Raw genomic sequence first — 25276 nt, 5'->3', positions numbered from 1 at the left:
AAAAATTTCACTATTTTTAGTAGTTCTTGTCAAATTGGTTAAACATCTCAAACATAGGTACCATAATGCTCAAAACAATCGTTCCTACTAGTCCTGCGAGAACCACTATCATTAAGGGTTCTATCAATGATTTTAAGCGGTCAGTTCCTGTATCGACTTCTTTTTCATAAAACTCGGCTACTTTGTCCAGCATCGCATCAAGGGAACCGGTTTGTTCTCCTATTGATATCATTTGCGTGACTAGAGGCGGAAAGGCCCAGTGTTCATCCATCGGGATTGTCATCGACTGCCCCTTTTCTAAAGAATCCCGCGACTTCTTTACTACTCTCGCAATCACTTCATTTTCAACTACATTCTCCACTATGGACATCGCCTGCAGAATCGGAACCGAACTGGAAAATAATGAACTTAATGTTCTTGTTAACCTGGCCAGGGCTGCTTTTTGCAGGAGCTTGCCGAAGATTGGCATTCTCAGCAAGGCATAGTCAAGATAATACTTCGTCTCCTTGTTTCTCTTCATAACAAGAAACGCTACGCTTACAAATACACCAAGCAATAGAAGGAGCCACCAAAATTGTTGAACGAAATCGCTTGCCGAAAGGACAAATTTAGTTATTCCCGGCAATTCAGCATTCATCCCATCAAACATGTCTACGAATGTAGGAACTACTGACACAAGGAGAAAAATGACAACTCCAACTGCTATAAAACCGATGACAGCTGGATATGACAACGCGGAAACTATTTTCTGCTTGGTGTGATGCTGTTTCTCAAAATGCTGGGCTAATCTTTCAAGCGTCCCGTCAAGGTTACCACTCGCTTCTCCAGCCCGAAGCATATTTACAAACATCGGGGTGAATATTTTCTTATGCTTCGCTAATGCCTGCGAAAGCTGGTGTCCTTCCCGCAATTCCGATTCAATGGAAATCAGGGCTTTTCTAAGCGGTTTGCTTTCAGTTTGCTGAGAAAGAATGGCTGTCGCATCAACAACGGTTACCCCTGCTTTTAACAACGTTGCAAATTGGCGAATATAAATAACAAAATGCTCAAGCTTTACAGGATTTCCAATTGTGATGTCCTTTGTCAGAAGTGTTTCCGGAACCTCGCTTATATCGACAACCCGGACCCCATCTTCCTTTAATTTAAGAAGAGCTTCACGTTTTGAAACAGCATTGATGACACCCTGCCTTGAGCCACGTCTGTCACGACCCTCATATTTAAACCTGGCCATTGAAAATCAACTCCTGCAAGTACGGCTCCGCGACATCCTTAAGGATAGTCCCCCGCTCAATCATTTCTTTAATAGCATAATCCAGTGTATGCATCCCGAGGGCACGTGACGTTTGCATAATACTCGCTATTTGGTGAATCTTTTCATTACGAATCAAGTTGGCAATCGCAGGGTTATTGACCATGATTTCAGTTGCCGCCCTCCTGCCAGTCCTGTCCGCAGTCGGGAAAAGTCGCTGCGAAATAATTCCGACTAGAACTGAAGCAAGCTGAATCCGTATTTGTGGCTGTTGGTTGGGTGGAAATACATCGATGATCCTGTTGATTGTTGCCGGTGCGCTAGATGTATGCAGCGTTCCAAGGACAAGATGGCCTGTTTCGGCTGCAGTTATTGCTGTCTGGATTGTTTCAAGGTCTCGCATTTCACCTACAAGGATGACATCCGGATCCTGACGGAGCGCGGCGCGAAGCCCGTTGGCAAAATTGCCAGTATCGAAGCCTACCTCCCGTTGATCTATAATACAATTTCCATGCTTATGCAAATATTCAATTGGATCCTCGAGAGTAATAATGTGATTCCGCATTGTCATGTTCATATAATGAATCATCGAAGCAAGTGTTGTTGACTTTCCGCTTCCGGTTGGCCCTGTTACAAGCACTAGACCCTGCGGCTTCTCCATCAGTTTTTTTAACGTATCCGGCATTCCCAATTCTTCAATGGTAGGTATTTTAGATGGCACAGTACGTAAGGCAATTGCAATGCAATTTCGCTGATGGTACGTATTGACCCTGAACCGGGATACACCGGGTACACTGTAGGAAAAATCAAGCTCCCCTTTTTCCTTAAAAATTTGCCACATTGTCTCCGGGATAATCGCTTTAGCCATGCTTTCTGTATCAGCCGGTTTAAGTGGCTCTTTGCCGTACCGTTTCAAGTCGCCATTGATTCTTAATATCGGCGGAACACCTACTGTCAAATGAACATCCGATGCCTTATGTTCAGAGGCCGCCCTTAGAATCTGGTCTATTTGGTCCTTCATTTTGATCTCCTACTCCAGGATCGCCACTCTCAGTACTTCCTCAGTTGTTGTCAATCCTTGTTTTATTTTTAGCAGGCCATCATCTATTAGAAAAATTGTTTTATTTTTTAAGGCAATTTCCTTGAGGCGCTGGATTGATTCTCCGTCCATTATCAGGCGTTTCATGTCGTCACTAATTGGGAGAACCTCGTGCAGTGCAATACGCCCCTTATAGCCAGTCATATTACATGATGAGCACCCAATACCACGCGGAACCTTCTCAATCCTGATCCCGCGTTTCGCGAAAATCTCAAGTTCCCGTTTTGACGGTTCGACCATCCCCGCACAATCGCGGCAAACCTTCCTTACAAGGCGCTGGGCTACTATCCCGCTCAATGATGCGGCAACCATGAATGGCTCTACGCCCATATCAATCAGCCTTGAAACCGTACCTAACGCATCATTCGTATGGAGCGTGCTTAAAACAAGATGGCCGGTCAAGGAAGCACGAACTGCAATATCAGCTGTTTCTTTATCCCGGATTTCCCCAACCATTATTATGTTTGGATCCTGGCGGAGAATAGAGCGCAAACCGGCTGCAAATGTCATCCCGACATTCTGGTTTACCTGGATTTGATTAATTCCTTCAAGCTGGTACTCGACCGGATCCTCAACTGTAATTATATTAACGGCTTCACTGTTCAGCTTGTTCAGAGCAGCATATAGTGTTGAAGATTTACCCGACCCGGTTGGCCCGGTTATTAATACAATCCCAGTAGGCCGCTCTATCATCTCGATGAATCTTTTGTGATTAAGCTGATTGAAACCAAGCTTCGCCAAATCATTCAATGCGCTTCCCATATCGAGCAGACGCAGAACAATTTTTTCCCCGTAAACAGTTGGTAGGGTTGAAACTCGCAAATCAATAGGATGAAAATCAATATTCAGCTTAATCCGTCCATCCTGAGGGATACGATATTCAGTAATATCTAGGTTGGACATAATCTTGATTCTCGCAGCAAGAATGTTTTGCATGTTTTTTGGAAGAGTTCTCTCCACTCGTAAAATTCCATCTATCCGGTAACGAATCACTACTTTTGTTTCATGCGGGTCGATATGGATATCACTGGCACGTTGAACAGCCGCATTGACCAGAATCTGGTTTACAAGCCTGACGATGGGTGAATCAAGGTCAGTAACATCATCACTAGCGGCTCCATCCTTTGTTGGAAGCTCACCAAGAAGTTCTTCAAGACCTTCGTCGGTATTGTAATATTTATTGATTGACCGAAGGATGTCATCCTTCGTGGCAATAGCTGTTTCAATATGAAAACCTGTCATTAGCCTAAGGTCATCGATGGCAAGAAAGTCCATCGGGTCCGACATTGCAATAAAGAGTTTGTCCCCGTCTTTTTTAAGAGGTATTATTAAATGCCTTCTGGCTAGCTCCTTTGGAACAAGACTAAAGAGATTTTTATCAAATGGATAGTTAAACAGGCTGATATGGGGAATACCCAACTGGAACTCCAGCACTTCAATTAGCTGGTGTTCCGTAATAAATCCACGTTGTACCAATGCTTCTCCAAGCCTTTGTTTCGGTGCTTTATCCTTCAAAGCAGCTTGAAGTTGTTCTTCTGAAATGATTCCTGCTTCGGTAAGCAGATCTCCGAGCCGTTTTCGTGCTTGTCTCATTCAACATCCCTGCTTATCGTTTATTTCGGTTGCTCATTTGGCTTGCCCCAAAGATCACCATCATCGCCACTTTCACTAGGCTCCTCAGTCGTAGCATCATCATCAACTTCAACTGGCAATGCTGATGGGTCCATGACAGCAGGATTACTTTCTCCTTCTGAAGGTGAAGGCGTAACTAAAACGGGATTCCCTTCAACCGGGTTAGTTCCAGGATCTGGATCCGTTGTCCCCACAGGGTTTGGGCTAACTGGATTTGTCGGAACTGCAGATAGTGCCCTAATCTCTACCCTTGGGACAGGTGGATAATAATCCTCAGAAATTGCAACGGTGTCAATCAGTGTTCCATTGCTGTACACTTCTCTGTAAATAGTGATGATTTTTCCTTCTTTACCTTCTTCTTCAATCGTTACCTGGCCAGTTGTTAAAAGAGGACTGTATTGAATAATTGTTTTTGGCTTAAATTCCTCTTTTCCATCTGAAACAGCCTTGTATTCATAGAGAAATGGTATACCAATTATGGATGCAGTAAGTGTGTCTCCAGCATACTCAAAATCCAGTTTGAATTCAGCTTCATTTGGATTATAAAAAGAGAAATCAATTCCCCGCTCCGGCTCAATACGTGCTTCTGAACCGAGATCACTAAATTCAGGGATTTCTTTACTAATATTTCGTTCTATTAATTCAAAATTTGTGTGGAGCACCGCTATATACACTGCAGATGCCATCATACTGAGCGCGTCGGAAGAAAGGCTCTCCAACTTCTCATTTTCTATATAACGAAGGAATGAGAATTCTGAACTTGCTTGAATTGTGATTCCTTGAAAAGCTTCTACAGCCTTCTCGAGTTCGTGGGAAGACTCTTTAACATCAACAGTACCTGTAGTAATCACTTCAGGATTCTGATTTACTCCAACAATAAATTCAGCAAGCTTTATAACAACTTCCCCGGATTGTAAAGTTGATGCCGGTTCTATGAGTTTTGCATGAAGGTCTTTAAGGTTGATTTCCTGGCCTATAAGCTGCGGAGAAATCAAAGTTATCCATTCTACAATTGCCGCTTCATCCACACTGATACTCAATGCATTTTGCCGGCCATTGACTAGTGATGTAACGGTTCCTTCAAAATCAAAAGCGAACTGTTCTTTATCCAACTCTATCATTTTTTCTTTGTAAACTAATTTATACGCAGTATTTGCCTGCCACTCTGCCAGGCCAGCCTTTAGCATGTCCAATGCTTCTGTTGGGGATTTCCCTTCAAGGTTAATTGTTCCAACAGCAGTTCCCGGCAGGTATCCTTCGTTACCAGCGAAAAGTGAACCGAAGGCTTTAGCTCCATAATTTGAAAACCCAAATACATAAGCAGAGCATAGGAACAGGATAATAAAGAGTTTTATAAATTGCTGATTCTTTTTCAAAGGAAATAGCCCCTTCCTATTGGGAACCTCACGTATTTCACAATCATCTATCGGCCTGCTTTATACCAGCGGCAACCTCAAGAACAGCGGATAAGTATTCCTCTTCCACTTCTATCATAGATCCCCGCAATTCTTTAGATTGATTCGGATCAACAATATCGAAGTCCAGCAGCGGGAGGGATTCATCAACAGAACCTGTTTTTTCCTCAGAGAGGATAACAGAGGGTTCTATCGGTGAAGCTTCCGTACTTATATCGAACCCAATATCATCAAGAAAGGAAACTTCAACTTCATTATCCATGCCCGAAACAGCAACTTCTGATAGGGAAGAAATCTGATAGAGGTTATTTTCATCTATCGATATTTGCAGATCTTTTCCTACCTGAGGATCCTTAGCGGCGATTAATACATCCTCCCTCTTATCCTCAAAAACTACTTCATCTATTTCAGGCAAACGGCGGTGGTCATCAGCAGTACCTTTTTGTATCTGTGAATTCCATCCTTCCACTAGTACTTTTTTAGTATAAAGAAAGTCTCCCAGCTTTCCATTCATGACATAAGCAATTAATCCAGAAAACAAAAACAGCAAAAGGCCCATTTGCCATGGTTCAAATATCCCATCTCCAAGAGAGGTTCCAATGGCCAAAAATGATGCAATTAGTGCGGTAACAATCTTTCCTTTCGCCGTTAATCCGAGTGGGAGCAGGAATAAAATGGGGATAAGCAATACGAGCGACCCTATACCAAAAACAAATACTTCCATAAAAATCCCCTTTTCCACTAAATAAGGTGCTAGATTTTTCAAATGTTTGCAAAATACCACTGAAATATATAAAAATTGACATTTTTCATTTCCTGATTATTGTATAATAAACTTACTAATTTAAAAAGAGGGTGAAAGCCAAAGTGAACAAAAATTCCTTAAATCAAGAGGGATTTACGTTATTAGAAGTTCTCCTATCAATTGTTCTATTAACGATAATACTGACTTCGTTCCTCGGCTTCTTTACCCAGTCGGCGATCTTTAATAAAAAGAATGAACAAAAGCTGGATACGATGCAGACAGCACAAACAATTATAAATTTGATAGAGATCAATATAGAGAAACAAGATTTAATAATATTAAATTTAATCGATGCCAATGGAATCGTTTTAAATAAACCAAAGTCCTTAAATAAATTGGAACTTGAACAATATTTAGGTGAACCAATTTCAAGCGACTACACCATAAGCGCTCTTATGGATAATAGTTCGTTCATTATTAATAATACCGCGGAGAATTTAATCATGTTTAAGGTCATTGTTCAAAATCCTGCTGATAGTAATGATAAATCGGAAACATATACTTATATTCGAAGGTGAGCCATGAAAAATGATAGAGGGGTAACCTTAATTGAACTTTTAGCAGCTTTATCACTAATTCTAGTAGTATCCGGATTATTATATGGGGTTTTAATTGGTACAAATAAAAACTATGACACCATTTCAGAAAAAGGAAATCTAAATCGGGAAGCGAACTTAATCTTAGCAACTATAACCAATTACCATCATAAACAAGAACTGCACACTGTTGAAGCTGATAAGTCTGAAACATATGTACTAAAATATGATCCTTTACTCAAAAAGGGATTCATTGGAAAGTCATCTGCCACTCTCGTTCCATTACAACCTAATACGAAGACAATGTATATAGAAATTGATGGTGCAAGCTTTTCTGGAGAAAAGAAGATCAACACTGCTGATCCGCTTTATATTTACTTAAAGGTAGAAAATCAACAAAATCAAACCTACGAAATTGAAACTATTATTAAACAATATTAAGGGGGAAATGTATGAAAAGTGAAAGAGGGTATGCTTTGTTATTGGTTATGATTATAGCTACCTTAACAATGATCTTTGCTCTTTCTCTAAGTGGTTTGGCATTATCAACTAGAGCTCAGCTAAATAAAACAGATGACATTAACAAAGCAACGGACATAGCAGAAATGGGAGTAACATATTATCAAAAAATTGTAGAAAAACTTGTTAATTCCGCTAAAGGCACAGCAGCATCTAAAACCCAGCAATATTTTACTGGGAGTAATCCTAGCCAGCAACAGCGCGATTATTACTTGGATCAAACCTTCAAAAGCGATTTAACAAGCCTCTTACAAACAAATAATGCCCAAGTGAACGTTGATACACCAAGTAATAATTTTAAAATAACATTTAAATCCCTTGTCCCAAATCCTGAAAAACCAAATGAGTTGATAGTAAAGTTTGAAAGTACGGGACAAACGAACAATGAAAAAAGGCCTATAACGGGGTTCTTCACAATTAAGAAAAGTACAACAAATAGCAGAGTCGGAGAACTAAAGCCTGTTCCTTCTCATTACAAAATTATTGAGAACTATCCAGTAGAACTCTTAAATAAACCACCGAAATTTAAAACAAATAACAACTCTACTTACTTCAAAGAGAAAGTAACAATCCAAGGAAATCGGATTTTAACAGTAAATGGAGAGGCATACTTTAAAGACTTGGAACTTCAGGGTTCTGCAGCCATACAAATTAATGGAGATGCAATTTTCGAAAAAGAAATAACGGTAATTGGAAACGCCTATAAAATATGTATCACTGGAAAAACATACTTGCTGGATTCAACAAAGGCTAAGCTTACTTCCTATCCTATCCCTAGAAATACATGTACAAAGCCGGATACCAGTGAATGGTTTTTTAACCCCAATGAAGGAATAAAAGTAACATACTGAAAAAGGCTAAAGCGGACAATATCCGTTTAGCCTTTTTGCTTTATTAAAGCCCTTTATTTCACATACGCCGCAACCCTATTCCTGCCAGCCCTCTTTGCCCCAACATAAAGGGCACGGTCGGCATGCCGGAGGAGTGCTAGCGCATCTTCTGCGTCATCAGGAGCAGAGGCAATCCCAAACGATGCGGTGACTTTTACTGACAACTGTTCACCTTCTATATTCTCTTTCAAGATAAATGGCCAGCTGGCAATGGATTGTCTTATAAGTTCCGCCAGATTGTATGCTTCCCTGTCCGTGGCTTCAGGCAAGAGTATAACAAACTCCTCCCCACCATAGCGAGCGACAGTTCCGGCTTCCCCAACAATCCTTTCGATTCGGGACGCTAATTCCCTTAATACTTCATTTCCGCTTTGGTGTCCATATGTATCATTAACAGATTTAAAATGATCTATGTCCAAAATAATCAAAGCTAAACGTTCACGACTGTGCTGTAAAAGCAGATTAAATTCCCTGTTAAGTACCCTTTCAAAATACCGATAGTTATGAAGCCTGGTAAGGGAACAACGCTCACTTTCCTCTTTGGCCTGTTCATAATGGCGCACATTTTCGACAGCTATGGCATAGTGTGAACAAAGGATATCGACAATTATAAGGAGCGACTTTTCATAGGCACGCTTTCGTCTTGATGCTAACACAAGAATGCCCATTGTTTTGCCATTTTTCATCATAGGCACTCCAAGTATGCTTTCCGCGTCATCCGGAACATGGGAACTAACAATATGGGACCATTCCTTTTTAGTTCCAAAAAGGACCGGCTTTCCTGTTCCCCAAACGGTGCCGCTGATTCCCTGATTTTTCTTCATTGCAAATTGGCGATTCGGAAGGACAGTCCCATTCTCGATCCTTCTTACCATCACAAGCTGGTCATTTTCCTGAACTTCGATGACAAATGCATAATCAATTGGGAGCATGCCTGAAAGCTTTTGTAGAAAAAGATCGGTTACCTCATTTACCTTGCTTTGCTCGGCAAGCTGGTGGCCAATTTCAGCGGCCTTCTGAAGGTATTCGTTGATAACTTGTGTCCTGGAAAAAGCCCTCAGGAGCAGCGCCACGCTTGCAAAAGGGCCGCCGATAAATAATAGCGCAAGAGAATACAGATCTCCATGAAGCTTATAAAGCACGAATCCAAGCGGGAATGTAATCATTGTTGTTATCGATTCCCACACGAAATCCTTGCCAAAATAAGATTCCTTGGACTTGTAAACAACTCTTTGGAAAAACATGATGATCAGCTGGTGAAGTACATAATAAAAGAACGCATAAGCTAAAGCTATCCAAATTGGATTTCCGCCATTTTCGAAGTCGGGATTTATTTTGCCGCCAAGACTAAAATAAACGATGCCGCTGCACAGTGATACTATAAAAAACATTAACGAGTTGAGGGGCAGCCTGAACATACCCTCCTTTGGAAGCTTAAGCCTAAAAAGAAGGACAAGTACGGACACCTGTACTGTAATCATCTCAACGAAAAGGCCATAGCGAAGAAAAACAGCGATGGATACCCATTGGATTAAGAAGACGGGTGTACCATTAATGATCATCGGCATACAGGCAACTATGGAAGCTAGTGCAAGAAATCCGATAATGTCAAGTATGTTTAAATCGGCCGGAGGTGGAAAGCTAGTATATGTAAGTACAAGACCGGGAGGAACGAGCAATAGCCAGAACAAAAATATAGCTTTTTTAATCCTTGAATTTACGCTCAATTCCATCCCTCCATTTCCACAAATAGTCACAATTTTTTAAAATCATTTTATCAAACTTTCAGAAGCTTGTCACAATAATAAGTTCGAATCACAAAATATTTTTTTCTAAATATTGGCGAATCTCAGATATAAAATAAAGTGAACCAGTAATGACTAGTACATCACTACCCTGAAGTTTTTGCTTTTCGTGCAAAATGGCACTCTTCCAATCATCAACTGCTGAATTGGTAGATTTAGTTCCGATATTTAAAAGTTCATTGGCACTTGCCGCACGCGGGAAGTCAAATGAAACGAAGGTAAGGCTTGATGAGACCTCTTCCAGCTGGGCAATCATACTGCCGAGCGGTTTATCCTTCAGAGCGGCAAAGACAATCCGAATTTGTTCTTTTTTGAAACGGGATGACAGTTCCTCGACGAGCGCCTGAACCCCTTCTGTGTTATGGGCTCCATCAAGGATAATGAACGGATTCTCGGAGACAATCTCCAGCCTGCCCGGCCAAAAAGCATCCTTCAGTCCTTGCCTGATTGCTGGTTCGTCAGCCCGCACCATTCCTTGTTTATTTAAATATCCGACAGCAGTTACAGCGAGTGCGGCGTTGGCTGTTTGATGCTCGCCAATCATCGTAATTTCTAGGTTATCCAGCTTTCTAAACGGGCTTATGACTGTAAATCTTTCACCACGTTTAGCTTTGTCATGGTCACTAATCACAATCTCTTCCCCGAGTCGCATTAAGCTGGAGCCTCTGCTTTCAGCCTGTTCTTCTAAAACCTTTAGTGCCTCCGGCTGAAGCGTTCCTGTAATAGCGTGAATGCCCTCTTTAATAATTCCAGCTTTTTCAAAGGCGATTTCTTCGTATGTATTTCCAAGAATCGCTACATGATCCAGGCCAATATTTGTAATAATTGAGATCATCGGCTTAAGGATATTTGTCGAATCGAACCTGCCTCCAAGCCCGACTTCAAAAATGGCAAGATCAATTCCCTCGGTCTCGCCAAAATAGACAAATGCCATTGCCGTGATGATTTCAAATTCAGTCGGCCCGCCAAGTTCTGATTGGTCAAGCTCACCAGCCAGCGGCTTAATCCTGTTTGCCAGTTGGAGGATTATTTCGTCCGATACCGGCTGTCCATTGACGCTTATCCGCTCGTTAAAGGTCTCGATGTATGGTGATGTAAAGGTGCCGACAGTATATCCCGCTGCCTCGTAAATCGACCGGAGAAACGTAACCGTCGAGCCTTTTCCATTCGTGCCGCCGACATGGATTGATTTCACCTTATTCTCTGGATTGCCGAGCCGTTCCATCATCCATTCCATTCTTGATAGGCCTGGTTTCATGCCCAGCCTTAGCCTTCCATGTATCCATTCCAAAGCTTCATTATAGGTTTGAAACATAGTAATGCCTCCATTTGCAAACATACCGAAGACGAATTCCAGTACGGAATCCGTCTTCAGATTGTCTATTTAAGTCTTATTACCCGCGAAGCTCCTTAATACGAGCCTCTACGATTGCCCTCTTTTCGGAGTAATCAGCTTCTTTGGCGCGCTCTTCTTCGATCACGTGAGCAGGGGCTTTTTTAACAAACCCTTCATTGCCAAGCTTCTTCTGAACACGTTCAACTTCTTTATCGAGACGGGCCTTTTCTTTTTCTAGGCGGGCGATTTCTTCCTCAATGTTGATCAGTCCTTCAAGAGGAAGGATGATTTCAACACCGGTGATCACGGCTGTCATCGCTTTGTCAGGAGTTGCCAGCTCTGTGCCAATCTGCAGCTCTTCCGGATTACAGAAGCGCTCGATGTAGGCACGGTTCTTATTAACCATATCAAGGTAGCTAGCGTCCTTCGCCTTAACGAGCATTTTGATTTTTTTGCTTAAAGGTGTGTTCACTTCGGCCCTGATGTTGCGGACAGAGCGGATGATTTCAACAAGCAGCTTCATTTCTTCAGCCGCGGCTTCATCTGACAGTTCTTGGTTTGCCTTTGGCCATTCGGCAGTCGTAATTGACTCGCCTTTATGCGGCAAATGCTGCCAAATTTCCTCTGTGATGAACGGCATGAACGGATGCATCAGCCTCATTGTGTTATCAAGAACGTATGCCAAAATTGAACGGGTCGTCTTCTTGGCAGCTTCGTCTTCCCCATAAAGAGGAAGCTTCGCCATTTCAATATACCAGTCACAGAAATCATCCCAGATGAAGTTGTACAATGCACGGCCAACTTCGCCAAATTCATAGCGATCAGACAAACGGGTAACCGTTTCGATTGTTTCATTCAATCTCGTCAGAATCCATTTATCGGCAGTCGACTTTTCACCGCTGAAGTCTATTTCCTCGTATGTGAGTCCTGCCATGTTCATCAACGCGAAACGCGATGCATTCCAGATTTTGTTCGCAAAGTTCCAGGTTGCTTCAACCTTTTCCGTGCTGTAACGAAGGTCCTGGCCAGGCGAGCTTCCGGTTGAAAGGAAGTAACGGAGTGAATCGGCACCATACTGGGCGATTACATCCATCGGGTCAACACCGTTTCCAAGCGATTTACTCATCTTACGGCCTTCCGCATCTCGAACGAGACCGTGGATAAGAACATCCTTGAATGGGCGCTCTCCGGTGAACTCAAGGCTTTGGAAAATCATCCTTGATACCCAGAAGCCAATGATGTCATAACCGGTGACAAGTACATCGGTTGGGAAGTAACGCTTATAGTCGGCAGCTTCCGTGTCAGGCCAGCCCATTGTTGAGAACGGCCATAGCGCAGAGCTGAACCATGTATCAAGAACGTCCTTGTCCTGTGTCCAGTTCTCACTATCCTCTGGCGCGTTTTCACCAACATATAGTTCACCGGTTTCGTTATGGTACCAGGCAGGAATCCGGTGACCCCACCAAAGCTGACGTGAAATACACCAGTCACGGGTATTTTCCATCCAGCGTAAATAGTTATTTTCAAAGCGGTCAGGAACAAAGTTTACTTTGTTTTCCTTTTGCTGAAGCGCGATTGCCTCATCAGCTAGCGGCTGCATTTTAACGAACCATTGTGTTGACAGATAGGGCTCGACAACAGCATCGCTCCGCTCGGAATGGCCTACCGAGTGAAGGTGATCTTCAATTTTGAACAATACACCCTGCTCTTGAAGGTCTTTGACAATCTGCTTGCGGCATTCGAAGCGGTCCATGCCCTGATATTTACCTGCGCGTGCATTCATTGAGCCGTCTTCGTTCATAACAAGGATGCGCTCCAGGTTATGCCTGTTGCCAATTTCAAAGTCATTCGGGTCGTGCGCCGGAGTAATTTTAACAGCACCCGAACCAAACTCCATATCAACATAATCATCGCCGACAATCGGGATTTCACGGTTAGTGATTGGCAGGATGACTGTTTTTCCAATCAAATGCTTGTAGCGGTCGTCTTCAGGATGAACAGCTACTGCGGTATCGCCAAGCATTGTTTCCGGACGAGTCGTCGCGATTTCAATGTGGCCGGAGCCATCAGCCAAAGGATACCTCATATGGTAAAACGCGCCCTGGACATCCTTGTGGATAACCTCGATATCAGAAAGAGCTGTCTTTGTAGCCGGGTCCCAGTTAATGATATATTCGCCGCGGTAAATCAGGCCTTTTTCATAAAGAGTGACGAATACTTTTTTAACCGCATCGGAAAGCCCTTCATCAAGAGTGAACCGCTCACGGCTGTAATCCAGGCCAAGCCCAAGCTTTGCCCATTGCTCACGGATATGGCCGGCGTACTCTTCCTTCCATCTCCACGTTTCTTCAACAAACTTCTCACGGCCAAGGTCATAGCGTGATTTCCCTTCGCTGCGAAGTTTTTGTTCAACCTTCGCCTGAGTCGCAATTCCGGCATGGTCCATTCCAGGAAGCCATAGTGTGTCGTAGCCCTGCATCCTCTTCATCCTGGTGATGATATCCTGAAGCGTTGTATCCCATGCATGGCCAAGGTGAAGCTTTCCAGTAACGTTTGGCGGCGGAATAACGACCGTGTATGGCTTTTTCGTTTCATCATCCTTCGCCTCGAAAAACTTGCCCTTCACCCACCACTCGTAACGACCTTGCTCAATCGATTGCGGATCGTACTTCGTCGGCATGCTAATTTCATTTTGATCCATTGTGATTCCTCCTTATAAAAAGCTGATTAAAAATAGCTCTGATGGTGATTCCACCTGTTTGAAAAAATAAAGGGAGAAATTACCTTTACATCGGTAAATAATCATATTTACCGATTAATAAGGGGAGTTTTTCCGCTTATTTGATTAAAACCCAGGGATTTTGCCTTCTTTTGAGAGGTTAAGGGAAATATCTCCCCTTATTTCTGCTTCTTAGGATTTCCCTGCATACAATAGCGGTAAATTCTCCCTCTAATAAATTCCCATAACTCTACGTTAATCAAAAATGTATACAAACAGAGCCAAAATAAAAAACTCCACTCATCCCTTATAAAAGGACGAATGGAGTTCGCTCGCGGTACCACCTTTTTTCCGGCATAAAAAAGAGCCGGCTCTCATGTTTTTAACGGAGTTGATCCGTCTTCCACTACTGGGCACTGGCCGTTGGCAGAAGAAGCTCGAGGGTGACGTTTCCAATGGGCAGCCTGGGAAACCTTTCAGCTGGTAAGTCTCCCTCTCTGGAAAGCATGCGGGTCATTGTACTTTTCCCTGTCTTTGCTTTTAGTTATTAATTTATTTTATATCATATCCAAAAAACCTTGCTTACGTCAATCAGGATGGCCAATTTTTTTCAATTTCATGCGTTTTTTTCGAAAATGGGCATTCACCTATCAAGCTTTCTCATCATACACTTTATAAAGTGAAACTTCCATTAGTATGGCTTTACCACGACGGTATTCAGTTGAAGAAATTTGAGTGGTGTTTTTAGCAAAAAGGGGGAAGTGCGGTGAAAAGGAGAAGATTCAACATTTATACTTATCCTCCGTGGGTGAGGACAATTAGAGCGGTGGCAGCCCAGTTCAGCATTCCATTCTGCATCTTTCAAGGAATTCGGACGATTCTGCTTCCAACGACATTCGATGTACTCCTGCTAGCGGGATTAATTTTACTAGCAACGGCCTTATACCTTGAAATTATTTAAGGAGCCAAGTGATGTGGTCACTGGGCTCCTTCTTTTTGTGCCTCCGCCTGGCGGTCCATTTCCGCAAGCCGGATGACAAGATATTCGGTATTTTTCAAATGCCAGTATTCCTTTAGCAGCCTTCTGGAAAAGGCATACTCGTTCCGGCCTTTTTCATTGTTAAAATACGCTTCCGCCACTCTCGTGATTTGAAGCGGATGCGCAAGATAACTATAAAACAGCAGCTTTTCGTCAGGCTTAAAGGGAAAATACTTAAAATAGTGTGTTACCGTTGCAACCGCCTCTTCATTTTGCTTCGGCGTGGTCCTGAGCATCCTTGAGATGAACGGAAGTAAATCATGGATAGGCGAACCTAAGCCAGCTCTTTCAAAGTTTATAAAATAACCATAGCCATTCTCGTTATAAACAAAGTGCTCCGGCTTTAATTTTCCATGGACAATGACCATCCTGGCCTTTTCATCATCCTTGCTTTTTTCCTGCCATTCCTTAAGCTTTTCCTTCGAGTATTTCACCGCCTGGCTGATTTCATTGTAATAAAGGCAGAATTGCAGCTCAAACGGCGACATATAGGTTCTCTTTTCGCAATTCTCAATGAATCCATCAAGGAACTCCTGATTTTTATCATAATGAAGGGTCATTCTTTCAAAATGTTCCGAGCGCTCTTCTTTATCTACCTTTACTTCTCGTGAAGAAAGAGTGTGGAGGCGGGCAAGTTCGCGGACCATCTGCATACTTCTTTCCCTGTAGGCCTGCTGCACGTCATTCGGCAGCCATGGCATCAGATAATAAAGCCTTTGACCCGACAAAATCCCATACCTTCCATCAAGAGCCGGATAGATGGGAACGATTCTGTTATAGCCACGCTGATAGAGGTACTGGACATGCTTGATGAAATCGATCCCTGTATGCGCATCGATAGACTTAAGAGCAAATGTACCTTTGTTGCTGTATATTTTTTTAATATTGCCGAAGTCCTCTATAAAATAAGGTTCAATCCCGTATTGCTGCAACAATGGCGCGAATTCCCTCAAGCGGTTTTGTTCATTCATCGGAATTCAGCTCACTTCCGGATTGTAAAATAACAAAACAGTGAGCGAGCATGTGCCCGCTCAACTGAGATTGCTGTTATTTCTTTGCAAATGCTTCAGGTATATAAAGCACTTGCCCTTCAAAAACATCCTGGTTTATTTCAAGGTTGTTATAGCGGAGTATATTTTGAACCGAGACGCTGTACCTATCTGACAGGCTGTCAAGAGAATCGCCTTTTTGGACTATGCATACCTTCAACTTTGCATGCCTCTCCTGTTCGTCCCGGCGGGCAAAGAATTCAGTCAGTGACATGCTGTTCTTCTTGGCCTTCTTCTTTTGAACAGGTGGAGACGATGATGATTCCTGCTCGACCTCCTCAGTTTCCGCTACCGGAGCTGCAGGCTGTTCAACCTGGGCTGCACCTTCAGATTCCAGTTGGTCTTCGGCAGACTGCTGAGCCTCAGAATTAGATGTGGCGTCTTGCTGCTGAGCTTGTTCATGTGCTGCTTCAGGGTGGAAGCCCTGTTGATTATTATCTTCTGGATACTGGGTTACTCCAGGCTGACCGCCTGTTTGGTACTGGGTTGCCTCTTGGTATTGAGCTGCCCCTGGCTGTTGCTGCACCTGCTGTTGAGGTACTGGCTGCTGCTGTACCGGCGGCTGTGCGACCGGCTGTTGGAATGGCTGAGGCTGTCCTGGCTGCATTTCGCCCCTCCCAGCCACAGACTGGGCCTGATTCCAATACGACGCAAACGAAGGATTGAATGGAAATGCAGAGAATGTCGCCAGTTCATCGGGATTTTCTTCCGGCATTCTTCTGGCTTCCGCTTTAAAAACCAACTCCTCGTCTTCCTGTTCTTCTTCTACTTCTTCTACTTCTTCTTCCTCTGCCGCATATTCTTCTTCGAGATCTTCCTCTGTCTCGTATTCACGGAGCTGAGCTTCCAGGAAAATTTCTTCCGGCTCCTCTTTCACTTCAGGCTCTCCTGCATAGATGCCGCTAATAATCAGCTCTGCGGTCAGTTTCATGCAGCTTCTTTCCGTAAAAGAATAATCAAATGAATCCACAATTACATCAATATCGTAGATGCTTTCAATCCGGTTTACCGGAATGGTAATGTCAACAGGGAACCTGTGAGCAAACTCCCAAACTCCCTCCTCACGCCATGCTGCGGACTGGACATATCTTAGAGCCGGCTCAGCTTCATCATATTCCTGCGGCTCATTCCCGTTGCACTCATATTCTCCTGTCAAATCAAGCGCACCACGGATGCTGATGTATCCGTCGCTCTCCTGGACTGTTATGTCCGGGCTCAGCGAAATCGAGACGAGTTCATCGACTTCCTGTCCTTTCCGAAACCATAAGGATTCTTCTAAAGTAAATCGCAAAGACGATTTATTCTCCTGAGACAAAGCGACTCCTCCTTTCATCTCTTTCGTAAAAAATCACCATGTCACTTACACTCTATGAACATTTTTGGGCGATTATGATTAAAACGAGGAGGTCGATCCAGGCAAATGTTAAATACCTTCCGTCATAGTGGGATAGGTTGTGATGAAGAGATATAAACCGTCTTAGTGCATTTTGTTATTGATGATAATTGGGATTGAGGGGTGCGGGGTGTTGTAGGTTTCGGGTTGTGGCTAGTAAAAAGTAGTCACGAATTTGTTGCTTTGGTGGTTAGAATTAACTAAATAGTTTATGATACCTGCCTGACAGTTACTAATCCCTTCACGGCAGTAACTATTTTAGAAAAGGAAATGGCTAGTGATAAAGTGTGAAGACTAACTAAATCCGATGACTAACCGTTGACTATATTCTAGTAAAAAAGAATATGACACCTGACTGACAGTAACTAACCCCTGCACGTCAGTAGCTATATTAGAAAAATATTCACTAGTGGAAAAGTGTGGTTTTTCATTCTGAAAACTAAATTTATAATCAAAAGCCATCCTACCCAACAGCCAAAATAAAAAAAGCACCCCCGCTCCAAAGAACGGGAATGCCTAACTAATTTATTTTAGCTTTGAAAATGCAACTTCAGCAGCTTGAATGGTCTTTTCGATATCTTCATCGCTGTGAGCGGTAGACAGGAATAGCCCTTCGAACTGGGATGGCGGCAGGAAGACGCCCTGGTTGGCCATTTCCGCGTAGTATTGCGCGAAGAATTCAAGGTTCGATGTCTTGGCAATGTCATAGTTGGTGACTTTTTCGTTTGTAAAGAAAATGCCGATCATGGAACCTGCACGGTTGATGCAGTAAGGGATGTCATATTTCTCAGCAGCCTCACTCAGGCCTTTTTCAAGCATATCAGCCTTGCGTCCGAACTCTTTGTAAGTTTCAGGAGTCAGCTGGCTCAAGGTAGCATAGCCTGCAGTCATTGCAAGCGGGTTGCCGGAAAGTGTGCCTGCCTGGTAGATTGGGCCGGCTGGCGCGATTTGCTGCATGATATCAGCACGACCGCCGAATGCACCTACAGGAAGTCCGCCGCCGATAACCTTGCCAAGGCATGTCAAGTCTGGTGTAACGCCAAAGTAGCCCTGTGCGCAATTGTAGTCAACGCGGAAGCCAGTCATAACTTCATCGAAAATCAACAATGAACCATATTGGGTGGTGATTTCCCGCAAGCCTTCAAGGAAACCTGGCAGCGGAGGAACAACGCCCATATTACCCGCAACCGGCTCAACGATTAAACCGGCAATGTCTTCGCCGAATTGCTCAAACGCATATCGGACTGCTTCAAGGTCATTGTAAGGAACTGTAATTGTATTCTTTGCAATGCCTTCCGGTACGCCAGGGCTGTCAGGCAAACCAAGTGTCGCAACACCCGAGCCTGCTTTAATCAGCAACGAATCACCGTGGCCGTGGTAGCAGCCTTCGAACTTAAGAATCTTGTTTCGGCCAGTAAAACCACGCGCGAGGCGCAAGGCGCTCATTGTCGCTTCAGTTCCGGATGAAACCATTCGAACGATTTCGATGGAAGGAACACGATCAATAACGAGCTTTGCCACTTCATTTTCCATCAAGGTCGGTGCGCCGAAGCTAGTACCAAGCTCGGCAACCTGCTTGATCGCTTCAACGACTTTATCGTTTGTATGGCCAAGGATCAGCGGACCCCAGGATAATACATAATCGATATATTCATTGCCGTCAATATCGTAAATTTTGGAGCCATTGCCCCGCTCCATGAAGATTGGGTCCATATTGACCGCCTTGAACGCGCGGACAGGGCTGTTAACGCCGCCTGGCAAAAGTTGTTTTGCTTCTTTAAAAGCTGCAATTGATTTTTCGTAAGAGCGCATCACGATTCCCTCATTTCTCTATTTAAGGACAGTCACTACTTTATCCAGCTCTGGTGGCCCGTCGAACAGGCACTGAGCTTTTCTATTCCTTCAGCCATTTTGCTGCATCTTTAGCAAAGTACGTAATGATAAGGTCAGCTCCGGCGCGTTTCATGCCAGTAAGCATTTCAAGAACAATCGCTTTTTCATCGATCCAGCCTTGTTGTGCAGCACCTTTGACCATCGAATATTCGCCGCTTACGTTGTAGGCAACAACAGGCAAGTTGAAGTTATTTTTTACATCGCGAACAATGTCTAAATAGGACAGTGCCGGCTTGACGATTAGGAAGTCCGCTCCTTCAAGGACATCGGATTCTGCTTCGCGCATAGCCTCAATCCGGTTGGCAGGGTCCATCTGATAAGTTTTCCTGTCGCCAAATTGCGGTGTGCTTTCTGCCGCTTCACGGAATGGCCCGTAAAAAGCAGAAGAATATTTAACAGCGTAGCTCATGATTGGAACTTCTAGGAAGCCAGCCTCATCAAGGCCGGCGCGGATTGCAGCCACAAAGCCGTCCATCATATTGGAAGGAGCAATAATGTCAGCGCCTGCTTTTGCCTGGCTGACTGCAGTTTTAACAAGCAGTTCAAGAGACTCGTCATTCAGGACACGGCTTCCTTCAACAACTCCGCAATGGCCATGGCTTGTATACTCACACAGGCATGTATCCGCTACAACTAGCATTTCTGGGTGGCGTTCTTTAATGAAACGTGTTGCTTCCTGGACAATCCCATGGTCGTGGAAAGCGCCTGTTCCGCATTCGTCCTTATCCTGTGGAACACCGAACAGGATGACCGACTTGATTCCAAGTTCAACGACTTCGTCAATTTCGGCACCAAGCAGGTCCATCGATACCTGGTAAACTCCTGGCATTGAGGAAATTTCATTTTTAATATTCTCGCCTTCAATGATGAACATAGGGTAAATGAAATCATCGACATGAAGATGGGTTTCCCTAACAAGCGCCCTCATATTCGCGCTAGTGCGCAGGCGGCGATGACGTGAAAATTGAAGTTCCATAATTCTTACCTCCGGACTATTTCTGGTAAAACCAGAATTTTATTCTTTTTCTATTGTACTAGCTTATTGAACGCTTTCCAAATATTCGATAGTGCTCTCAACCATATCCGCTACGGTATACTGCTCCGGCGACGCATGGACAGTGAAGCCAAATTCAAGCAATCGCTGATGAGTGACAGGCCCGATACATGCCACAATGCAGCGGTCCGCCTCATCCCGTAGTCCATACTCTTCAACCGCTTCCATAAAATGATTCACGGTCGAAGGACTTGTGAACATGAGAATATCAAGTCCGCCCCCGGTGAGTGCTTTTTTCAGTTTTAGTTTGCTCGGTTCGGGAAGTACCGTTTCATATACAACGATTTCATCGGCATACGAGCCGTTTTCCCTGATTGTCATGGCAATATGTTCCCTTGCCAGGTTCCCTTTTGGAATCAGGACCCGGGAACCCGGATTTATATTGGCGATGAACTCTTCAGCGAAGACCTCAGCGACGTATTTAGAAGGTACAAAGTGCGGTCCAAGACCTTTTTTCTCCAAAAGAATGCCTGTCCTATCCCCGATTGCCGCAACCTTTGGGAGGTGTGCAGGCAATCCTTCCGGGAAAAAAGACAGGAAAGTTTCGACGGTCGTATTGCTTGTAAAAACAATCCAATCATACGATTCGAGTGAATTTAGCACTTGTTTGAGGTTCCCATCCAAGCTAATTGGCTTAAAGGAAATAAGAGGGATTTCGACTGGAATCCCTCCGTACTTTTCAATGAGCCGTGAAAATGATTTGGCCTGGCCGGCCCCCCTCGGTATCAAAACTTGTTTACCTGCCAGGGGCTCCGGGGTAATCATTCACTGTCCAGCTCCTCTTTTACTTTATCAATAAGCTCTTTTGCGCCTTTATCGATCAGGAGGCTTGCAGCTTTTTCTCCAACTTCTTCAGGGTTAGTTCCTGTAACGGTGTCTTTGTAGACTTCTTTTCCATCTGGAGAAGCGACAAGTACGTTAAGTGAAATTTCTCCATCTTCTTCAGCAGTTGCAAAGCCTGCGATTGGCACCTGGCAGCCGCCTTCCATCTTTTGCAGGAAGGAGCGCTCGGCACGCACAGCAAGCGCAGTCTTTTTACAGGTGAATTTTTCAAAAATCTCGAGCAGTTCAGTATCATCTTCACGGCACTCGATTGACAGTGCACCTTGGCCAACAGCCGGAATACAGGTTTCAGCATCGATGAATTCAGTAACTACTTCCTTTGCCCAGCCAAGGCGGGAAAGCCCTGCTGCAGCAAGAATAATAGCATCATATTCACCGTTATTCAGCTTGTCGAGGCGTGTATCAACATTTCCGCGGATCCATTTGATCTCAAGATCTGGACGCTTCAAAAGCAACTGTGAGCTGCGGCGCAGGCTGCTTGTTCCAACGACCGCACCAGCTGGGAGGTCCATCAATTTAACGTGGTCCCTTGAAATTAGAGCATCACGATGATCTTCACGGAACGGAATGCAGCCGATTGTCAAACCTTCTGGAAGGACAGCAGGCATATCTTTCATGCTGTGGACAGCCATATCGATTCCTTTATCAAGCATGGCCTGTTCGATTTCTTTTACAAAAAGTCCTTTGCCACCCACTTTTGAGAGCGTAACATCAAGGATCCGGTCCCCTTTTGTGACAATTTCCTTTACTTCAAATTCATACGATGGCCCCGCAATCTTTTTTAATTGCTCGATAACCCAATTTGTTTGGGTAAGTGCCAACTTACTGCGTCTGGAACCTACTATAATTTTTCTCATATGATGCCTCCTAATCTACGAATACCAAAAGTGGAATGACGACAATTTTCCAAAAAGGAAGAAGTTGATCAGCACAAACAGGAAAGCGGCTATATTCCATATCGCAAGCTGCCTGCCCGCAATGTTTTTTACAATTCTCAAATACAGGTACACACTATATGCTCCAAGCAAGATGAAGGAGCCAAGCACCTTGGAGTCATACCAGGGCATTTCCGGCACCTTCCAGTATGCCCAATGAAGCCCGAGAATCAGGCTTAGAAGAAGCATCGGTACGCCAATCACTGCATGAAGATAGCTGAATTGTTCGAGCTTGGAAAGATCCGCGATCCGGATGAGCCGGGCTCCCCACTTTTTTCTTTTCAACAAATCATACTGAATCATGTAAAGCAGGGAAAATACAAATGACATGGTAAATGCCCCGTAGGACAGAATAGCCATCGTTATATGGATAAGGAGTAGCTCGGAAATGAGCTGCTCGCTAATCAAATGGGATTCATACTGGTCCGGTGTGAAAATATGGATGACCATAATGATAAAACCAAGTATGTTCGTGAAGAATACGATAAAATCCATTTTTAAAAGCCTGTTAATTCCAAGTGAGAGCGTTATCAGTACCCATGTGTAAAAATAAAGGCCCTCGGATATCGTCAGGACTGGAAACCGTCCAGTGTTCAACATATAAAAGATTAAGAACCCCGTTTGCAAAACCCATACAAATGCAAGTAACCAGAAGGCAACCTTATTCGCCTTCCGGTTATGGTGGATAAAATCAAAGAAATATAACAGCACACTTAAGGCATATAGGATAACCGTCAATTCGTGCAGTCTCGTCATGTGGATGTCAAACATAGACATTACCCCTCTTATGACTGAAAGGAAGCCTGCGGTGCATGAACCAACTCTTTCGCGGTTTCGGCTGCTTTCGATTGTTGTTGCTCCTCGACAAGCTCTTTGATGTTAAAGATTGTCATGAACAAATCAAGAGCCTCGTCGGCATCAGGGCGCGCGGCCAGTTCTTTTGCCTGGAGGATTGGATCTTTAAGCAGCTGATTAATTATGCTCTTCGTATGCTTGTTCAATACCTTTTTATCCCTATCGGAAAGGTGTGGCAGTTTGCGCTCGATACTGATCATCGTCTCGGACTGGATTACATGAGCTTTTTCCCTTAGCGCCGAGATGACAGGCACAACTCCAAGCGTGTTCAGCCACTGTTTAAAATCAACAATTTCCTTCTCAATCATCATCATGATGGCCGCAGCAGCTTTCTTCCGCTCCTGAAGGTTAGCCTCAACAATCCCCTCAAGGTCATCAATATCATATAAAAACACACTATTTAATTCGGAAATGCGCGGGTCGAGGTCGCGCGGCACTGCGATGTCAACCATGAACAATGGCTTCCCTTTACGGCGCTTTTCAACCTGTTCCATCATTTCCTTTGTAATCACGAAATTACTTGCACCAGTGGAGCTGATTAAAATATCGGCTTCAACAAGTGAATTTTGAAGTTCGAAAAGCTGCTTTGCCTGTCCGCCAAATTTCTCGGCCAGTACAAGGGCTTTTTCAAAGGTCCTATTTATGACTGTCACGCCGCCAACACCAGATCCATGCAGGTTCTGCGCAGCGAGTTCACCCATTTTGCCAGCTCCGAAAATCAGCACATGCTTATCTTCAAGCGATCCAAAAATCTTTCTAGCAAGTTCAACTGCTGCATAGCTTACTGATACCGCATTGGCACCAATATCAGTTTCAGCATGGCCACGTTTGGCAACGGTAATAGCTTGTTTAAACAGGTGATTGAATACTGTTCCTGTCGTCTTCATCTCCTGTGAAAGAAGGAAGCTTGACCTTACCTGTCCAAGGATTTGGGTTTCGCCAAGAACCATTGAGTTCAAACCGCAGGAAACATTAAAAAGATGTTCCACGGCTCCATCGCTTTCATATATGAATAGGTATGGCGAGAATTCAGCTTGCTCCAACCCAAACCAATCAGCGAGGAATTCTTTTATATAGTACCGTCCAGTATGGATCTGGTCCACAACTGCATATATCTCTGTCCTGTTGCATGTTGACAAGATGACGTTCTCGAGAATGCTCTTTTTGGCGTTCAGGGCGGCCGTCGCCTTCCCAAGATCATTCGGATTGAACGTCAGCCGCTCACGAATTTCAACAGGGGCGGTTTTATAATTTAGTCCTGCCACTAAAATATGCATGTGTTAACTAACACCCCCAACTTTATCACGTAACTAACTACTGAGATTATATCATGGACAATTTAGCAGCTAACCTGAAAAATGTGAACAGAAAGCGAAACTCTATGTTAATATTAAGAATAAATTAATAAAAAATTAATGGTTCGTCCCTATGTAACATTAGCAAATATAGCTAGGTTTTTCAAGGATACCTTACTGGAAGCGATGTGAATGAATGAGAACGCAGCAAATATTCCCCGGAGTTATTCTAATCGGCTTCGGAGCTTATTTCTTTCTGGAGCAATCAGGCTTCACAGCATTAAAACAATTCTATACATGGCCTACTCTTCTTTTGATTGTCGGAGTTGCTTTTCTCTGCCAGGGCTATTTAGCCAAAGACCATACCTCAATTTTGCCAGGAATCATTCTGGCCGGCTTTGGGCTCCATTTTCATGTGGTAGGGAAGCTCCCATTTTGGCCCCCGCATATCGGGACATTTTTGGCCATTATCGCAGTTGGCTTCCTGCTCCAATACCAAAAGACAGGCAAAGGACTACTAAACGGGCTCCTCTTTCTGATAGTCGCAATCCTGCTTTTGTTCACTGACAAGGTCGGGGTGTGGCTTAGCCTTGTTGAGAGCAGCATTTCACTGATCTGGAAATTCTGGCCGCTTCTTCTGGTTCTTGCCGGCGTGTGGATGGTCTTTTTTAGGAGAAAGTAAGCCAGGGTCGTTGAATGACCCAAAGTCTGTGAGAGTTCATGTTAAATACATGGCTCTCTTTTTATTAGTGACTTTAAATCTCCAGCGATCAACGATAAGGTTACTTAGAGCAGCTATTAGTTACTTCATGAAGAGCTCGGCCATCAATAAAGTTACATAGAGCCTCTATCAGTTGCATTTTGAGGCGCTCCCATTTCAACAAGGTAACTTAGAGCTTCAGTTACCTTACGATT

The 25276-nt window shown here is 43.8% G+C and carries 21 protein-coding genes and 1 other annotated feature; of the genes, 5 read left to right on the top strand and 16 right to left on the bottom strand.

The window, feature by feature from the left end:
- Nucleotides 1-16: 16 nt before the first annotated feature.
- Genes AM500_RS08380 through AM500_RS08360 form a run of 5 tightly spaced genes read right to left on the bottom strand, consistent with a single transcriptional unit; the run spans nucleotide 17 to nucleotide 6119 of the window.
- Nucleotides 17-1231 carry a type II secretion system F family protein gene (locus tag AM500_RS08380; RefSeq protein WP_053598812.1) on the bottom strand — a complete coding sequence of 405 codons (1215 nt, stop codon included), beginning with the start codon at nucleotides 1229-1231 and terminating at the stop codon, nucleotides 17-19.
- Nucleotides 1218-2270, bottom strand: coding sequence for a type IV pilus twitching motility protein PilT (locus AM500_RS08375; protein WP_053598811.1), 1053 nt, complete (start codon nucleotides 2268-2270; stop codon nucleotides 1218-1220). Before AM500_RS08375 ends, AM500_RS08380 begins: the two co-directional genes overlap by 14 nt.
- 9 nt (nucleotides 2271-2279) lie before the next feature.
- Nucleotides 2280-3941: a GspE/PulE family protein gene (locus tag AM500_RS08370; RefSeq protein ID WP_053598810.1), complete on the bottom strand. Its 1662-nt coding sequence runs from the start codon at nucleotides 3939-3941 to the stop codon at nucleotides 2280-2282.
- 20 nt (nucleotides 3942-3961) lie between these two features.
- Complete coding sequence (locus AM500_RS08365) at nucleotides 3962-5356, bottom strand: G5 domain-containing protein (RefSeq protein ID WP_053598809.1); 1395 nt, start codon at nucleotides 5354-5356, stop codon at nucleotides 3962-3964.
- A gap of 43 nt (nucleotides 5357-5399) precedes the next feature.
- The gene (locus AM500_RS08360; protein WP_053598808.1) at nucleotides 5400-6119 is read right to left on the bottom strand and encodes a hypothetical protein; all 720 of its coding nucleotides are present in this window, start codon (nucleotides 6117-6119) and stop codon (nucleotides 5400-5402) included.
- 143 nt (nucleotides 6120-6262) lie between these two features.
- Here AM500_RS08360 and AM500_RS08355 point away from each other — a divergent pair, with 143 nt between their 5' ends.
- The 3 genes from AM500_RS08355 to AM500_RS08345 are packed head-to-tail and all read left to right on the top strand — an operon-like array spanning nucleotide 6263 to nucleotide 8106.
- A complete protein-coding gene (locus tag AM500_RS08355; RefSeq protein ID WP_053598807.1) occupies nucleotides 6263-6718 on the top strand; it encodes a PulJ/GspJ family protein in 456 nt (151 codons plus the stop codon).
- Between the two features lie 3 nt (nucleotides 6719-6721).
- Complete coding sequence (locus AM500_RS08350) at nucleotides 6722-7177, top strand: PilW family protein (protein WP_053598806.1); 456 nt, start codon at nucleotides 6722-6724, stop codon at nucleotides 7175-7177.
- Nucleotides 7178-7188: 11 nt separating this feature from the next.
- Nucleotides 7189-8106 (top strand): hypothetical protein, encoded by a 918-nt coding sequence (locus tag AM500_RS08345; protein WP_053598805.1) that lies wholly within the window; start codon nucleotides 7189-7191, stop codon nucleotides 8104-8106.
- A gap of 53 nt (nucleotides 8107-8159) precedes the next feature.
- Here AM500_RS08345 and AM500_RS08340 read toward each other — a convergent pair whose 3' ends face one another.
- The 3 genes from AM500_RS08340 to AM500_RS08330 all read right to left on the bottom strand — a co-directional run bounded on the left by AM500_RS08340 (nucleotide 8160) and on the right by AM500_RS08330 (nucleotide 13987).
- A complete protein-coding gene (locus tag AM500_RS08340; protein ID WP_082347172.1) occupies nucleotides 8160-9878 on the bottom strand; it encodes a GGDEF domain-containing protein in 1719 nt (572 codons plus the stop codon).
- Nucleotides 9879-9960: 82 nt separating this feature from the next.
- Nucleotides 9961-11265 carry a bifunctional folylpolyglutamate synthase/dihydrofolate synthase gene (locus tag AM500_RS08335; RefSeq protein ID WP_053598804.1) on the bottom strand — a complete coding sequence of 435 codons (1305 nt, stop codon included), beginning with the start codon at nucleotides 11263-11265 and terminating at the stop codon, nucleotides 9961-9963.
- Between the two features lie 79 nt (nucleotides 11266-11344).
- A complete protein-coding gene (locus AM500_RS08330) occupies nucleotides 11345-13987 on the bottom strand; it encodes a valine--tRNA ligase (RefSeq protein ID WP_053598803.1) in 2643 nt (880 codons plus the stop codon).
- 328 nt (nucleotides 13988-14315) lie between these two features.
- Nucleotides 14316-14549: a binding site (T-box leader), on the bottom strand.
- Nucleotides 14550-14771: 222 nt separating this feature from the next.
- Here AM500_RS08330 and AM500_RS08325 point away from each other — a divergent pair.
- Entirely contained in the window at nucleotides 14772-14966 is a 195-nt protein-coding gene (locus AM500_RS08325) for a hypothetical protein (protein WP_043934219.1), read from the top strand.
- 17 nt (nucleotides 14967-14983) lie between these two features.
- Here the strand turns inward: AM500_RS08325 and ysxE are convergent, their stop codons facing one another.
- The 8 genes from ysxE to hemA all read right to left on the bottom strand — a co-directional run bounded on the left by ysxE (nucleotide 14984) and on the right by hemA (nucleotide 24343).
- Complete coding sequence (gene ysxE / locus AM500_RS08320; RefSeq protein ID WP_053598802.1) at nucleotides 14984-16015, bottom strand: spore coat protein YsxE; 1032 nt, start codon at nucleotides 16013-16015, stop codon at nucleotides 14984-14986.
- A 76-nt stretch (nucleotides 16016-16091) separates the two neighbouring features.
- Nucleotides 16092-17408 (bottom strand): LysM peptidoglycan-binding domain-containing protein, encoded by a 1317-nt coding sequence (locus tag AM500_RS08315; protein ID WP_053598801.1) that lies wholly within the window; start codon nucleotides 17406-17408, stop codon nucleotides 16092-16094.
- A gap of 603 nt (nucleotides 17409-18011) precedes the next feature.
- On the bottom strand, nucleotides 18012-19298 hold the full coding sequence (gene hemL / locus AM500_RS08310) for a glutamate-1-semialdehyde 2,1-aminomutase (RefSeq protein ID WP_053598800.1): 1287 nt from the start codon (nucleotides 19296-19298) through the stop codon (nucleotides 18012-18014).
- 82 nt (nucleotides 19299-19380) lie between these two features.
- On the bottom strand, nucleotides 19381-20355 hold the full coding sequence (hemB, locus tag AM500_RS08305) for a porphobilinogen synthase (protein ID WP_197282673.1): 975 nt from the start codon (nucleotides 20353-20355) through the stop codon (nucleotides 19381-19383).
- A gap of 63 nt (nucleotides 20356-20418) precedes the next feature.
- Nucleotides 20419-21198 (bottom strand): uroporphyrinogen-III synthase, encoded by a 780-nt coding sequence (locus AM500_RS08300; protein ID WP_053598798.1) that lies wholly within the window; start codon nucleotides 21196-21198, stop codon nucleotides 20419-20421.
- The gene (hemC, locus tag AM500_RS08295) at nucleotides 21195-22133 is read right to left on the bottom strand and encodes a hydroxymethylbilane synthase (RefSeq protein WP_053598797.1); all 939 of its coding nucleotides are present in this window, start codon (nucleotides 22131-22133) and stop codon (nucleotides 21195-21197) included. The genes AM500_RS08300 and hemC overlap by 4 nt, the downstream gene beginning before the upstream one ends.
- A gap of 15 nt (nucleotides 22134-22148) precedes the next feature.
- The gene (locus AM500_RS08290; RefSeq protein ID WP_053598796.1) at nucleotides 22149-22982 is read right to left on the bottom strand and encodes a cytochrome c biogenesis protein; all 834 of its coding nucleotides are present in this window, start codon (nucleotides 22980-22982) and stop codon (nucleotides 22149-22151) included.
- A 14-nt stretch (nucleotides 22983-22996) separates the two neighbouring features.
- Complete coding sequence (gene hemA, locus AM500_RS08285) at nucleotides 22997-24343, bottom strand: glutamyl-tRNA reductase (RefSeq protein ID WP_053598795.1); 1347 nt, start codon at nucleotides 24341-24343, stop codon at nucleotides 22997-22999.
- 214 nt (nucleotides 24344-24557) lie between these two features.
- On the opposite strand from hemA, the gene AM500_RS08280 reads away from it, so the two are divergent.
- Nucleotides 24558-25043, top strand: a complete 486-nt coding sequence (locus AM500_RS08280; protein WP_053598794.1) for a LiaI-LiaF-like domain-containing protein — start codon at nucleotides 24558-24560, stop codon at nucleotides 25041-25043.
- The last annotated feature ends 233 nt before the right edge of the window (nucleotides 25044-25276 follow it).

Origin of the sequence: Bacillus sp. FJAT-18017 (genome assembly GCF_001278805.1) — a bacterium.
GTDB lineage: Bacteria > Bacillota > Bacilli > Bacillales > Cytobacillaceae > Bacillus_D.
This window is presented reverse-complemented; position numbering and strand designations above follow the sequence as displayed.